The organism is Mycobacterium sp. 852002-51057_SCH5723018 (genome assembly GCF_001667035.1).
GTDB lineage: Bacteria > Actinomycetota > Actinomycetes > Mycobacteriales > Mycobacteriaceae > Mycobacterium.
In genome coordinates, this window is the sequence record NZ_LZIR01000027.1 from 86,281 (window position 1) to 100,968 (window position 14,688).

The 14,688-nt window shown below is 63.1% G+C and carries 12 protein-coding genes and 1 tRNA gene; 5 read left to right on the plus strand and 8 right to left on the minus strand.

All coding sequences use genetic code 11. The features are described 5' to 3' along the window. The first annotated feature begins 23 nt into the window (after positions 1–23). A complete protein-coding gene (locus A5764_RS28165) occupies positions 24–1,406 on the plus strand; it encodes a HEPN domain-containing protein (RefSeq protein ID WP_369807282.1) in 1,383 nt (460 codons plus the stop codon). A gap of 338 nt (positions 1,407–1,744) precedes the next feature. Here A5764_RS28165 and A5764_RS28170 read toward each other — a convergent pair whose 3' ends face one another. From A5764_RS28170 to A5764_RS07530, 8 genes are all read right to left on the minus strand, one after another. Continuing rightward, on the minus strand, positions 1,745–2,287 hold the full coding sequence (locus A5764_RS28170) for a hypothetical protein (RefSeq protein ID WP_156664556.1): 543 nt from the start codon (positions 2,285–2,287) through the stop codon (positions 1,745–1,747). A 441-nt stretch (positions 2,288–2,728) separates the two neighbouring features. Continuing rightward, the gene (locus A5764_RS07500) at positions 2,729–3,523 is read right to left on the minus strand and encodes a TIGR04255 family protein (RefSeq protein ID WP_197501231.1); all 795 of its coding nucleotides are present in this window, start codon (positions 3,521–3,523) and stop codon (positions 2,729–2,731) included. Positions 3,524–3,988: 465 nt separating this feature from the next. Beyond that, positions 3,989–4,837: an AbiJ-NTD4 domain-containing protein gene (locus A5764_RS07505; protein ID WP_067110935.1), complete on the minus strand. Its 849-nt coding sequence runs from the start codon at positions 4,835–4,837 to the stop codon at positions 3,989–3,991. 633 nt (positions 4,838–5,470) lie between these two features. Beyond that, positions 5,471–5,866 (minus strand): hypothetical protein, encoded by a 396-nt coding sequence (locus A5764_RS07510; RefSeq protein ID WP_067110945.1) that lies wholly within the window; start codon positions 5,864–5,866, stop codon positions 5,471–5,473. After that, complete coding sequence (locus A5764_RS07515) at positions 5,866–6,204, minus strand: hypothetical protein (RefSeq protein ID WP_067110947.1); 339 nt, start codon at positions 6,202–6,204, stop codon at positions 5,866–5,868. Before A5764_RS07515 ends, A5764_RS07510 begins: the two co-directional genes overlap by 1 nt. Beyond that, positions 6,205–6,411: an AlpA family transcriptional regulator gene (locus A5764_RS07520; protein WP_067110949.1), complete on the minus strand. Its 207-nt coding sequence runs from the start codon at positions 6,409–6,411 to the stop codon at positions 6,205–6,207. It abuts the gene before it with no gap. A gap of 398 nt (positions 6,412–6,809) precedes the next feature. Beyond that, complete coding sequence (locus A5764_RS07525; RefSeq protein WP_231989644.1) at positions 6,810–7,970, minus strand: site-specific integrase; 1,161 nt, start codon at positions 7,968–7,970, stop codon at positions 6,810–6,812. Between the two features lie 213 nt (positions 7,971–8,183). After that, a tRNA-Arg gene (locus tag A5764_RS07530) sits at positions 8,184–8,257 on the minus strand. Positions 8,258–8,445: 188 nt separating this feature from the next. Here A5764_RS07530 and A5764_RS07535 point away from each other — a divergent pair. The 4 genes from A5764_RS07535 to A5764_RS07550 form a co-directional block, all read left to right on the plus strand. Next, a complete protein-coding gene (locus A5764_RS07535; RefSeq protein WP_067110957.1) occupies positions 8,446–9,693 on the plus strand; it encodes an alpha/beta hydrolase in 1,248 nt (415 codons plus the stop codon). Positions 9,694–9,777: 84 nt separating this feature from the next. Beyond that, positions 9,778–11,247, plus strand: coding sequence for a wax ester/triacylglycerol synthase family O-acyltransferase (locus tag A5764_RS07540; RefSeq protein ID WP_067110999.1), 1,470 nt, complete (start codon positions 9,778–9,780; stop codon positions 11,245–11,247). A gap of 47 nt (positions 11,248–11,294) precedes the next feature. Next, entirely contained in the window at positions 11,295–13,007 is a 1,713-nt protein-coding gene (locus A5764_RS07545; RefSeq protein WP_067111002.1) for an HAD-IB family hydrolase/lysophospholipid acyltransferase family protein, read from the plus strand. Continuing rightward, positions 13,004–14,688: glycerol-3-phosphate 1-O-acyltransferase (locus A5764_RS07550; RefSeq protein WP_067110964.1), on the plus strand; the 1,685-nt coding region annotated here is incomplete at its 3' end. The genes A5764_RS07545 and A5764_RS07550, both read left to right, overlap by 4 nt.

Below are 14,688 nucleotides of genomic sequence, written 5' to 3' on the forward strand. Positions count from 1 at the left end.
TACTCTTGCATTGCCTTGCGCGGATGAAGGTTTTCCGAAAAACTTCGCAGAGTGCGAGTACATCGACGGAGCGTGAAGCGTTGTCAACTGATGAAATCCAAATCGACGGAGAATTTTGGAGTCCAGCATCTAGCAACGGATGGTCGGCGCCCGGGACCATTACTTGCCGTTCCTGGGAACTACCAGTCTTGAATCTGGAAGCCGCCATAGTGGAGCCAAAGTCGGTCAGTGTCCGCGAAAGTGAAGGCGTAACAGTTTTTTCTGAGCCGGATCCCGACGATGTAGTTCACGACTTTCAACCCATAACGATTCTCGGAAGAACGGCCGACGGTAAGGATTTGACACTTTTCGGAGCACAGGCGCATGGCCCTCAAATGTATCGGGCAAAACACCTGCTAGTGGGGGGACATTTTCCCGGCGAAGACACCCTCTTTGCCGATGTGCGCTATCAGCTAGATAATGACGTTTTGTGGTCCAATATAAATTTGCCGTCGTCGGCGTCGAGTGATATCGGAACGCTGAGCCGCGAAAATGACGCTGGCCAACCGTGGTTTGTTTTCAGACCTCAAACAACCATGAGCCTCCGTGATCTGGGCAGGAGAGCGTTGGTAAGCTCAAGAACCCTAGCGAGGTTGGCGCTGCAACCCGAGTTGACACTTGGACCAGCGCAAGTGCGCTTGGAGAATGGCACTGATTGGCTGCCTTGGCACACATTAGCGACTGCTACCCGGCGCATAACTACGAGGTACATAGGCGACTGGCTAGTGGACCCACGTGCAATATCACTACAACAAATCGTCGACTGGCTGGACATCAGCGCGAAGCTGGATGGTCTCGATACAGCCGTCGCCGACGCTAAGCTACAAGACAATCTCGCACTTCAGGCGCTTGTGTTCGGCACGATTGCGGAGGGCCTTCATCGCAGGTTGTACGATGACGAATTGCGGTTCGTGAGTCTAACCCGCGGCCAAGCCAAAGCCGCGCGCCGCGCGGGCAGAGAAGCAATCTCCGAAGCTGTGAATGATGCTGGCCTGACCACGCGCCCAGAGGACTTCAATGATCTCCTTAGTCCGCTTAATGATATAACGTTCGTCCAGCGTTTGAGCGCCATCATGGCGGTTATATCTGAAGCCGTGCCAGAAGTCTTGCAAGATTTTGAAGACTGGGCGACATTAGTCAAGGATGTGCGGAACTATTTAGCCCACTGGTTAACCGAAGAGGATAAACGGCCGCCCACGACTAACGAAATGTTATTGGTTTATCTTTCCCTGCCTTGGGCGCTACGCACATTCCTTCTGCGCAAGGTGGCCAGGCTCGACGTAGCTCTTATGCGCGAAGGGTACCGGAAGAAAAATGAATTTTTGATGTACCGCGCGAATGTGCGAGCGACTATCGCGGCCGGCTGATGCGGCACGCGGACTGGTCTGTCGCACCGCCTCAAGCGGCGGCCGGCAATAGCCCCGTGGAGTCCGCAAGGGCCAACATCCATACCGCGCAAGCAATGAAGGGTGGGAGGGTCGCTCCTTAGGTAACCAGCGCCTGCCTTGTACAGCTCAGCGGTCGCCCTCTCTCCGCCGGAATTTCGGCCTACCTTGGCTTATGCCTCAGGTCCGCGTCCCTGAAATTGTTGTCCTCTACCCGCCCGCGAATCTGTAATCACCATGACGGGCGAAAACGACTTCACCCAAACCGAAGCCCTCGAGTCCGCCCTCCATGGCAAATGACCGGCGAGTTTGATGGCCTCTTAGCCCGTTGGCGTGTGGACAATCACCGCCACTGCCGCAAAGGCGCGCGCGAGGTCACGTTGTTGTCCGCGCTCCATAGCCGCAATTCCCATAATCAACGCATGGGCGGCATTTCGGGGGTGTTCGGGTTCTGGCACATCCTCTGGCCAAGGATCGGGATCTGTCCTCAAACCGTGCCGTGGCGGCTCCGTGCCCGAAATGGATGCGACGGCGTTGAGTGGCTTTCGGCATACGGCAGCGTATGTGAGACCGAGTCGGTCGATAACGGTTTTCGAGTAGACAGATAGTCCACTCTCGTCGGGACGCAATTTGAAACACGCGCTTGTCAGTTGTCTTTCGCCTGTTTGTGTATTGATGGCGTAGAAATCATCGTTGGTGAGACTCGGTATGCGTCGGAGAAGTTCATCCCGCTCAAAATCTTCAGCCGTGAGGTCAGCGGAAGACGGTGAATGACCCGCCACGGTAGTCTGCAGTTGCGCTAGCAAGTTCGCTCCGAACTTGCGCAAGAAGTTCCATAACTCGCTGACCACTGGCAGGTTCATCGATTATCTTGCTCTCGTCGATCGCCGCATACACAAATGTCGATCCATCTGCTAAGCATTCGATCTCGATATCCAACTCCCCGTGATGCCACTCAACTTGCAGTCCACCGCCAGGCAACGGGAAAATTTGAGCAGGTATCCGTGGCGATATCTCGGAAACCGCCATTATCGCACTGACAACGGCCCGCTCAGACGGTACGAGGTCATTGTCGACACAGGACGATGACGAAAGACCGCGATGGAGCGCGTTGATGCGCTCGACAGCAGAATCTAGCGCCACGCGGGTCTCAACGTCGGCAGGCGGCCGCAGCCGAATGGTTACAGCCGGCTGGTCATGCTCGTACAAGAACTTGCGCGGGCCGGGATGTCCACCATGGGCGTACAGCGAGGGCGGCTGAAGAGAGCGCGGAGCGCACGTGGCGATACTCTCAGGCGCGAGGGTCACTCTGTTCGCTCCCATCGTTGCTGCATCTCATCGGTCGTTACGACCCCAAATGTTCCTACGACGAAGTCATGAGCGAGGTCCAGCGCAATGGCAGTGCCGCGACCCTCGCGTGTCTGGGTGTTAGCGGATATCTGTAACACGATAGGCAAGTCAGGCGAGCTGCTATCCACATTGGCAGCCATCGTTAGGAAGGTCTGCAGGTCGTGTACCTCCCAGCTCTGATTGACCGCCACCGTAGCCATGTCGTCGCGCCAAAGGTCTCCCCGTCTATCCATCTTCAACACCGCAGAAATATCCAGCTTCCCATCGTCATCAGTCTTGATGACGTTCACGTATGTCACTTCGGCGTATTGGGGCTGGAGTGATTGCGTAAGGCCATGCTCGACAATGAATTTCTCGAAGTCGGACCACCGCTGCAGGAACTCGTCACGGAGCGGCCCGTAGCGGGGATATGGTTCGCCGCTGCCAGGCACCGCACGCCAGTTGGCGATCAGGCGGTCCCGTTGAATCTGAATCACACGATCGCCTCCGGAACTCAGAAGCCACAGCCGACGAGGCGGGGGTCCGAAGCCAAATTCAACCTTAATCGACTGTTGCGGGGTGGATGGGGACTCCAAGAGCGGTTGCTCCTCCGCGCCTGGATAGGAGTCGATCCATCTCGATCGAAGATCCGCCATGGCCGCGAAGTTCAAGCCGACCATGGGGGCGAACCCGATCGACATGGCAACTTCGACGACCGGCGGCTTACGAAAACTCGGCAGGATGAGACCGGACTCGCTTCCGCCCTGCATGCCTTGAGGGTACAACCAGCACTCCATTTTCCCTGATAGCGCCATTATGCCGCGTCGTCGACGGTGGGGCTATGCGGGCGCCAGCGGGGTTTATCACCTCGAACGCGCGGGTGATGATGGGTTCCGATCGCGGTCGAGCGCGGACGGAAAGAGTTGGGTACGCAGCCGGTTACGCTTCTCGCGTAACCGGACGACGACGAACATCAACGACTGTAGCGACGAAAGCACCCGCCAACAGACCTTTTCGCCGCCACTCGTCGACTACCCACACCAACCATCGATCATCATAAGCGCAGGTCAGGCTCGTTCGGGACGAAGAGGCCGTGGGTTTTAAATCCCACGTCCTACAGTCCCTCCGAACCGGATGAGGGTGAGCGCCCGCTGAATGGCCGCCCGATCGCGGGCACTGCTCATCCCTGGAATCACGGCACAGGCGGGTTTCTCTCCTGTCTGAGTATTGATCAGCTAGACGAGCTTCGCCTTGCGCGCACTTTCGATGACGTACGACACGAAGGCCGCGCAAGCCACAAGCATGTACCTAGCGAGGGACTGGTCAGCCTCGGCCGCGTCGATTCCGCCGTGTCGAATGCCGTCGGCGTCCGACGTCCAGCCGTACATTTTGGACCAAGCTGATTCGAGCGCCGGATGAACTGTGACACCCGCAGTCGCAAGCTTTTTCAATGCCGCTCCGAGCGTGCCCTCGCCCGTTACCTTGCGACACACGGACTCAACTGCCGAGATCGACTCCTTGATGGAATTCGGGTAGTCGGGACTCTGCCGATCGGCAAGTAATTCGATGGCGCGATTGAGGTGGTGACGCGCGCCTTCGAACCTGCCAATGCTTTCTAGCGCGTCCACGATCGCTGAAGTTTCGACCGCGGAGTCGATGGGGGTGATCTTGTTTTCGATCAGGCGGTAGCCGACCAAGCAACTTTCCAACGTCGCGTTGAGAGCCTGTACGAATACCTCAACAATGTGTTCCGTTGACGGTGTCTTGTAGCGATCAAGATTCTCGGCGAGGGCTTCTAGAACGTCGAACACGGCCCACCACTCACCGCTGAGGATAATCCCTTTAAACCGCCGCCAGATCGCGTCATCCGAGGGCCGCTCATCGCGCGCCTCCTTCAGGTCCCAGGTCCAGGTCGCCGTGAGCACATTGCTCTCGGTCTCATCCGGGTAATTAGGCTCGCGGAACGCCTCAGGCAGCACTGCCACAACGTTCCCGATCAGCAGGCGGGTCTCATGATCGAGTTCTTCGCGTTGGACTATCGAGCGGAGTTCCTGATATCCGTAACGCTGCGAGAAAGTGGACACCCTTTGGACCGTACCGCTCGCACCAGGAACGCCCGCAGCAGCGGACTGGACCAAAAATATCCGCTTCGTGCGTGTGCTGCTGCCGACTGGTCGTTACTGATCTGCATAGGCTCGCGCTACAGGTGGCTCGACGACGCGACGCTGCCGGCACTGAAGGATCCGATGTGCTAGGTCCGTTTACCTCAACTTCCACTATCAACGCGATTCCTGGCGCGTACGCAAAATTGGGCAGATGGGCGTTGTCGAAGGTAAGACACTCCTCGAACCCCAGGCCTGGGAGTCGGTCAAGTGTCGCGGTGACGCAGCAATACGAGTGCGGTCGCGACCGAACGTGTTGCGCTACAGGCACTCGCCAACCTGAGCGGCTCATCAACTCGGTCCTCCAGGCCTGTGCGGGGCCGGGGACGGCTGGGTCTGTAGAGACGTTCGCCATCCGGCTCGCCGGGGTGCGGTCTAACGGCGCCGCTCGGGCGCTTCGCGCCCTTATCGAATCGGTTTATAGAGAGAATTAAGAGCGCTAGCTAAAACCGCAGGTCAGTGAGTTGCGTGTAAAGCTATTGCTTGACGTAGGTGAAGCTGTGGCTTGACGTTTACTCGCATTTCGGGTGCAACCGTCAAGCCGCAGCTTGACATTCATGAGACGAGTGTCAGCTTTGCGCGTTTCGCCCGATACTTGCGCTCATGCACCAGGCATGGGGCGGCGGCCTTGCCATGCGGCCCTTGGATCGCGTGCCCCGGCACGACTAGGCACTCCGAGCAGGAGTCGTCGTCAAGGAAGCCGTGTTTCACGGCGGTCGCAATCGCCTCACGGACAGCTTGCCTGCTGGCACGCTGGAACGGTTCGGAGGCCTTCGGGGGCGTGCCCAGAATCCACGTCAGCTCACCGCGCCCAAACACGGCGTGGCCGTTGGCCTGGTGGCGCCCGTAGGCGAGAGAGAAGATCCGCGCCCACAGGGGCAGGTTGTGGTTGGCCGCACGGTTCTCCCATGCGGCCTGGTAGTGGCGGGTCCAGGGATTGAACACGGCCATTAGGCAGCCTCCTCAGCGTAGTAACCGTCGGGAGTTTTGGGGGACCGCTCAGCGTGGCGCTGAGTGGCCAGAGCGCATATCTCATAGACCTTGAACCAGGCCACAGCGGCATGGTCCCAGCGGGTTGCCCGCCGCGCTTGGGGGCTTGCGGCGGTCACTTTCCCGAACGCGACGCCGTATTCAGTCAAGTTCGGACGCTTGCGGTCGAGGTTGATCTCCACGACAGTGCCTGTACGACCACGGAACTCGGGCCAGCTGCCCTTGGACGGGTAACGGGTTTCGTCACGCTCGATGCGGACCGTTTGGCCGATGTCGAGGGCGAGTGCCTTTTCGATCATTTAGGCCGCACCGCCGTCGAATGCGGATTCGATCCACGCCTCCACATCAGCCCGGCGATAGATCACGCGTTTCCCCAATTTACCCCAATTGGGCCCTCTTCCAACGTGTTTCATCCACCGCAAGGTTGCTACCGGCACTCGGGTCAGGGCGGCGACCTCTTCGGTGTAGAGGATTTCCGACTTGAGCGTTTCCACGATTTGTTGCACGACAAATAGACCTTCCAATAGGTATCAATGGATTTCGGCAACGCCACGCGATTGCCTGAGGCAACTCTCTGCACTTGCAGGATTGCAGGACCGCCTACGCCAGTCCGTTGTCCGGTGTTGGTAACCCTCGGGTTCTTCCGGCTCGTATGGATAACACTACCCCTGGGGGGCGACAAGATCGCGCAACACAAGAGGTTGTGTTAGTTGCATCTACGAAAGTCGCAGGTGGGCGTTAGGTGCCAACCTGGATGCGTTTTGTAGCGCATCTCGGCTTCCGGCTTGCAGTTCAGCGGTTCGAGGTCGACACGATCAGCAGCGCGGGGCTGGCGATGTCGAACAAGAAGTAAGGGAAGTAGTAGGCGAAGCCGCCGAAGTGGTCCCGCAGTGACTCGGTCGGCTCAAGCCCTCGCGGCGCGGGCGGCCTTGTCCATCTCGGCGGCGAGGTTATCGAAGTCGTCGGGCAGCATGTGCGAGTAGACATCGGCCGTGGTGCTCACCTTCGCGTGCCCGAGCAACTTGGAGGCTGTGGGTAGCGAGGCGCCCGTAGCCAGGGCCAGCGATCCTGCACTGTGCCGCAATGTTTTTGGGCTGACACCGGTTAACTCCGCGGCCTGGCACGCGCGGTCGAAACGCCAGCGGAAGAACGAATTGCGCATGGGACCGCCGTTCGGGGCAGGAAACAGGTGTTCCTCCGGTCTGCGGCCTTCTACGGCTGCCTTAAGCGTGTCGGCCAACGCCGACGTGAGGATGGGCACTGAGCGCACCTGGTGTGTTTTTGTGGTGTCTTCGACAAGTCCGACGCCGGTCACCTGAGCGACAGCTCTAGACACGAGAATCCGTCGTCGGGACAAGTCGACATCACCGACCCGCAGCGCGGCCAGCTCCCCGAACCGGAGGCCCGTGTAGGCGAAAGTCTGAATGATGGGTCCAGCATCACCAGCGGCCTCCACAAGCGCGGCGACCTGGGCGTGGCTCAGTGCAGTCTCGCGGCGATACACGACACGCGGGCGTTCGATCCCATCGGCCGGGTTAACCGCTAGCCGCTTAGTACGCACGGCGTACGCAAGTATCTGTTTGACGATGCCGTGGGCCTGCACGGCTCGGCGTGCCGAGAGCGGCTGGCGCTCAGCGTTCCTGGTCTTGTCGGTCGTCCGAGGCTGGCGGGCCTCTTTGCTGGTAGTCAGCCACACAATCCACCGCTGAACGTCGGCATGGGTGATATCGGCCAGCTTCACATCGCTCCACCGCGGCAACACGGTCATCTTTAGCAAGCTCTCGTACCCGCCGATGGTGGATGGCTTGAGACGGGTGCGCTGGGTGGCTAGCCATTCGTCGCTAATCGCCCGGAATGTCACCGCAGACTTGCGCGGGTCGGCGTAGGTGTGCGTGACGAGGTCGGAAGTCACGTGGTTGATACGAGCCTGGGCGTCGGCCTTGCGCTCAAAAGATTGGGTGCGTTCGCCGCCGTCATTGCCGACCCATCGGGCCAACCAACGCCGGCCGGTGCCGTGACGCACCGTGCATACGAGGACGCCCGGCGTGCCGTGTCTGGCGTCCATACACCACGTCCCCGAGACCTTGCCGAGGCTGTCGGCGGGGTAGAGGACGTGTTCGCCTTTGCGTGGCGGACGGTGCCACCGGTCCTCCACGCCAGCCCGAGAATTGCGCCTCAACATGCCCACCAGCATAAACCTTGCGGACTGTCTGCGGACTGGAACCTTTAGCAAAATCTATAGACTGACTCGATACCGCTTTTAACTGGCAGTTTCCAGTGCCCCCGGCACGACTCGAACGTGCGACCTAGGGATTAGAAGGCCCTTGCTCTATCCACCTGAGCTACGGAGGCAATGCGCAGGTCAGTCTATCGAACGCGACACGCCGGAACGACTCGCCGAGCACGACGCGCCCGAAAGCCCTTCCCCCACCGCGCTTATCAGTTATGGTGTGAATCCTCGACACACGTACAACATCGGTTGGTAAACAGCCGTTAACCGCAACGAGGCGTGTGCATAACGTCGAGAGGGTGCCGTTGCCATGAGCGTGGTCTTGAACTTGACTTCGCGGTGCTCGCGGGCCGGTGCCCAGGCGCTGCGCATGGCAGCCGATGCCAGAGACACCTATCGAGCCGGCACCCTGTTGCTGCGCGGCTCGCCGTTCGCGGTCGGCTGGTTCGCCGGCTGGCTGACCACGGAATTTCCCCCGCATGTGGTGACCGGTCACGCGTTGTCCAGGGTGTCGCCGCCGTCGATCGGCCGTGTCGGCGAGTCCTGGGCCGCGCAGAAAGCCGATCAAGCCCTCACCGCCGCGCTCCAGGAATGCTTCGGGCCCGACTTCAGTGACCTGGTGCGCCATCCCACCTGCGCCCGCTCCGGCTGCGCGCCCCGCAGCGGTCTGTTGAACCGGCCCGGGCCGCACCGCCGCTACGCCGCGCAGACCTCCGACATCCCCTACGGCCCCGGCGGTGCCGAACACCTGCTCGACATCTGGCGCCGTCACGACCTCGCGCCCGGCCACCGCGCCCCGGTGCTGATCCAGGTTCCCGGAGGAGCGTGGGCCATCGGCGACAAACGAGTGCAGGCCTACACGCTGATGAGCCGGATGGCCGAGCTCGGCTGGATCTGCGTGTCGATCAACTACAGCAAGAGCCCCCGCTGCACGTTTCCGACCCACCTCATCGACGTGAAGAGGGCGATCGCGTGGGTCCGCGACAACATCGCCGACTACGGCGGCGACCCCGGCTTCATCGCGATCACCGGCGGCTCGGCGGGCGGACATCTGGCCTCGCTGGCCGCGCTCACCCCGAATGACCCCACCTTCCAGCCCGGCTTCGAGGACGCGGACACCACCGTTCAGGCCGTGGCGCCGTATTACGGCGTCTACGACTTCACCGACTCCGAGAACATGCACGAGCTGATGCTGCCGTTCCTCGAGCAATTCGTGCTGAAGACCCGCTACGCCGACGACCCCGAGCGGTTCAGGGCGGCGTCGCCGATCTCCTATGCCCACAGCGAGGCCCCGCCGTTCTTCGTCCTACACGGCGAGAAGGACGAGCTGGTCCCCAGCGGGCAGGCCCGGGCCTTCTGCGCGGCGCTGCGCGAGGCCGGGGCCGCCACCGTGGGCTACGCCGAACTCGCCAACGCCCACCACGCCTTCGACATCACCCCGACGGTCCGATGCCGGTTGGCCGCCGACGCCGTCGCCAACTTCCTGGGCATCGTCTACGGGCGCCGCGGCATCGCACTGGCGGATTCCCTGCCGCTGTCGGCATCTTCGGCCAGCTGAGCGCACCGGACCGCGCCTTTCACCGGCGCGGCAACCCGACTAGCGTTGTTGCGGTGACAGGGTTGGCGCGTCGAGTTCGTGATCATGGCTGAGTCCGTCGAGGTCGTTAAGTTGTCCGACGAGCTCGGACCGGTCGACTACCTGATGCACCGCGGTGAGGCGAATCCGCGGACCCGGTCGGGCCTCATGGCGCTCGAACTGCTCGACACCACGCCGGACTGGGAGCGGTTTCGCACCCGATTCGAGAACGCCTCCCGGCGGGTGCGGCGGCTGCGGCAGAAGGTCGTGGTGCCCACGTTGCCGACGGCGGCCCCGCGGTGGGTGGTGGATCCCGACTTCAACCTGGACTTCCACGTACGGCGGATCCGCGTCTCGGGATCCGGCACGTTGCGTGAGGTGTTCGATCTCGCCGAGGTGATGCTGCAGTCGCCGATGGACATCTCGCGGCCGCTGTGGACGGCCACCCTGGTGGAGGGCCTGGCCGACGGCAAAGCCGCGGCACTGCTGCACGTCAGCCACGCGGTCACCGACGGTGTCGGCGGCGTCGAGATGTTCGCCGAAATCTACGACCTCGAGCGCGACCCACCGCCCAAACCGACGCCGCCGCAACCCATTCCGCAGGACCTCACACCCAACGACCTGATGCGCCAGGGCCTCAACCGGCTGCCCCTCGCCGTCGTCAACGGCGTGGTGGGCGCGGTGGCCGGGGCGGTATCGGCGGCCGGCAAGGCGGTGCTCGATCCCGTGTCCACGGTTGGCGGAGCGGTCGGTTACGCCATGTCGGGCGTGCGGGTGATGAACAAGGCCGCCGAGCCGTCGCCGCTGCTGCGCCGGCGCAGCCTGGCCACCCGCACCGACGCGATCGACATCCCGCTCTCGGACCTGCACAGGGCCGCCAAGGCGGGCGGCGGATCGATCAACGACGCCTATCTCGCCGGCCTGTCGGGCGCCTTGCGCCGCTACCACGTGGCCCTGGGCATGCCGATCAGCACGCTGCCGATGGCGGTGCCGGTGAACCTGCGGGCCGAGGCCGACACGGCCGGCGGTAACCGGTTCACCGGCGTCAACCTGGCGGCACCGCTCGGTACCGCCGACCCGGTCGCCCGGATGAAGAAGATCCGCGCGCAGATGACGCAGCGCCGCGACGAGCCAGCCATGAACATCGTCGGTTCCATGGCACCGCTGCTGAGCGTGCTGCCCACGCCGGTGCTGGAGGGGATTACCGGCTCGGTGATCGGTTCGGACGTGCAGGCCAGCAATGTCCCGGTCTACCCCGGAGACACCTACATCGCGGGCGCAAAGGTCTTGCGGCAGTACGGGATTGGCCCGCTGCCCGGCGTGGCGATGATGGTGGTGCTGATTTCCCGTGGTGGCTGGTGCACCATCACCGTGCGCTACGACCGGGCGTCGGTGCGCAACGAGCCCCTCTTCGCCCAGTGCTTGCTGGAGGGTTTCGACGAGATCCTGGCGCTGGCCGGTGACCCGGCACCCCATGCGGTGCCCGCCTCGTTCAGCGAACCGGCCACCTCGGCGCGGACGGTGGCGGGCTCGTGAGCTCGAAGGAACAGAGCGAAGATCGCGCACCCAAGCCGGGGGAGGACATGCGGTTGCCGGGTTCGGTCGCCGAGATCATGGCAAGTCCGCCCGGCCCCGAGATCGGCGCGTTCTTCGACCTCGACGGGACGTTGGTCGCCGGGTTCACCGCGGTCATCCTGACCCAGGAGCGGCTGCTGCGCCGCGACATGGGTGTGGGCGAGCTGCTCAGCATGGTTCAAGCGGGCCTGAGCCACACCCTGGGGCGCATCGAGTTCGAAGACCTCATCGGCAAGGCCGCCGCGGCGCTGACCGGGCGGCTGCTGGACGACCTGGAAGAAATCGGCGAGCGGCTGTTCGTCCAGCGGATCGAGTCACGGATCTACCCCGAAATGCGCGAGCTGGTGCGCGCCCACGTCGCCCGCGGGCACACCGTGGTGCTCAGCTCGTCGGCGCTGACCATCCAGGTCAACCCGGTGGCGCGGTTCCTCGGAATCACCAACCTGCTCACCAACAAATTCGAGGTCAACGAGGACGGCATACTCACCGGGGGGGTGCAGAAGCCGATCCTGTGGGGGCCGGGCAAAGCCGCTGCGGTGCAACGGTTTGCGGCCGAGAATGGCATCGACCTCAAGGACAGCTACTTCTATGCCGACGGCGACGAGGACGTCGCCCTGATGTACTTGGTCGGCAACCCGCGCCCGACCAATCCCGAAGGCAAGATGGCCGCGGTCGCGAAACGCCGCGGCTGGCCGATTCTGCGATTCGAGAGCCGCGGTCGCCTGGGCCTCCGGCGGCAATTGCGGACGCTTGCCGGCTTCGGTTCGATGTTCCCGGTGGCGGCCGGCGCGGTCGGGATCGGAGTGCTGACCGGTAGCCGGCGGCGGGGCGCGAACTTCTTCACTTCCACGTTTTCCCAGATGGTGCTGGCGACCACGGGGGTGCGACTGAATGTCATCGGGAAAGAAAACCTGACGGCGCAGCGTCCGGCGGTCTTTATCTTCAACCACCGCAACCAGGTTGACCCCATCATTTCCGGTGCGCTAATCCGCGATAACTGGGTGGCGGTGGCCAAGAAGGAACTGCAGCGAGACCCCATCATGGGCACGCTCGGCAAGCTGCTGGACGGGGTATTCGTCGACCGCGACGATTCGGCCGCCGCGGTGGAGACGCTGCACACCGCCGAAGAGCGCGCCAAGAACGGTCTGTCAATCCTGATGGCCCCTGAGGGCACGCGGGTAGACACAACCGAAGTCGGGCCGTTCAAGAAGGGGCCCTTCCGCATTGCGATGGCGGTGGGAATTCCGATCGTGCCGATCGTGATCCGCAACGCGGAGATCGTCGCCGCTCGCAACTCGAGCACGATCAATCCGGGCACCGTCGACGTCGCGGTATTCCCGCCGATTTCGGTGCAGGACTGGACGCTGGAAACCCTGCCGGAGCACATCGCCGAGGTGCGCCAGCTCTACCTCGACACGCTGGCGAACTGGCCTGTCGACGAACTGCCCGAGGTCGGGCTGTACGCCGAGAAGAAGGCGGCGAAGAAAGCCAAGGGGCCCACCAAAGCGCCGGCGAAAAAGGCGCCCGCCAAGACCCCTGCCAAGGCGGCGGCGAAGAAGGCCGCTCCCAAATCGGGGACCAAAGCCGCGACCAAGAAGCCCGCCAAGACCAATGCGAACCAATCCAGGGTCGCCCTCAAAGACGGTGAGGCACAACGGCCCAGCGGCCAGAAGACCGTCGGCGCCGAATCGCCGAGCTCGCCACCCCGAGGGCGGCCGTGACCAAATCGGCCGCCGATCCCAGCGCAGTGCTCACCGCGCAGGATTCGCTGGTATTGGCGTCCATGGCCTCGCCGGTGGAGCGGGAACTGATCATGGCCTGGGTGGGCGAACAGCGAGCCACCGACGCCGACGCGAATTTCGAGGTGTTGGCGCTGCCCAAGCGCGATGCGTCGCCGACGGCGCTGGACGCGCTGGTCGAGCGGCTCGGGTCCGAATCCAATGAGGACCGTTCGATACTACCCGTGCGGGTGTTCTGGCTGCCGCCGGCCGATCGGGGCAGGGCCGCGAAGCTGGCCGGCCTGCTGCCCGGCCGCGATCCCTACCACCCCAACCCGCGCCAGCAACGTCAGATCGTGCGCACCGACCCGCAACGCGCGCGGGTGGTGGCCGGCGAACCGGCCAAGGTCTCCGAACTGCGCCAGCAGTGGCGCGACACCACCGTCGGGGAAGACGAGCACGACTTCGCGCAATTCGTTACTCGCCGTGCCATTTTGGCGTTGGAACGCGCCGAATATCGAATCCTGGGGCCGCAGTACAAATCTCCGCGGCTGGTGAAGCCGGAGATCTTGGCGTCCGCGCGGTTTCGTGCCGGCCTCAAGAGGATTCCCGGTGCCACCGTCGAAGAAGCCGGCAAGATGCTCGACGAACTCGCCACCGGCTGGAGTCGGGTGTCCGTCGACCTGGTCGGCGTCCTGGGCAGGGCGCTCAGCCGCGGCTTCGACCCGGACATCGACTACGACGAATATCAGGTCGCGGCCATGCGTGCCGCGCTGGAGGCCCACCCGGCGGTGCTGCTGTTTTCGCACCGGTCCTACATCGACGGCGCGGTGGTGCCGGTGGCGATGCAGGAGAACCGGCTACCGCCGGTGCACGTGTTCGCCGGCATCAACCTGTCGTTCGGGGTGATGGGCCCGCTGCTCCGCCGTTCCGGCGTCATCTTCATCCGCCGCAACATCGGCGCAGACCCGCTCTACAAGTACGTCCTGCGCGAGTACGTCGGTTACATCGTCGAAAAGCGGTTCAACCTGAGCTGGTCCATCGAGGGAACTCGCTCGCGCACCGGCAAGATGCTGCCGCCCAAGCTGGGGTTGCTGTCCTACGTGGCCGACGCCTATCTGGACGGGCGCAGCGAAGACATTCTGCTGCAACCGGTTTCGATCGGCTTCGATCAGCTGCACGAGACCGCCGAGTACGCCGCCTACGCGCGTGGCGGCGAGAAGACGCCGGAGGGCGTCGTCTGGCTCTACAACTTCATCAAGGCGCAGGGCGAGCGCAACTACGGCAAGATCTACGTCCGCTTCCCCGAAGCCGTCTCGATGCGCCAATACCTCGGCCCGCAGGACGGTGCGCTGGCGCAGGATCAGGACGCCAAACGGCTTGCGCTGCAGAAGATGTCGTTTCAGGTGGCGTGGCGAATCTTGCAGGCCACGCCGGTGACGGCGACGGGTCTGGTATGCGCGTTGCTGCTGACTACCCGCGGCGCGGCGTTGACGCTCGGCCAGCTGCACCACACCCTGCAGGACTCGCTGGACTATCTCGAGCGCAAGCAAACCCCGATGTCGACGAGCGCGTTGCGGCTGCGCACCCGCGACGGGGTGCGCGCGGCGCTCGACGCGTTGTCCAGCGGGCACCCGATCACCCGCGTGGATGGCGGCCGCGAGCCGGTGTGGCGGATTGCGCC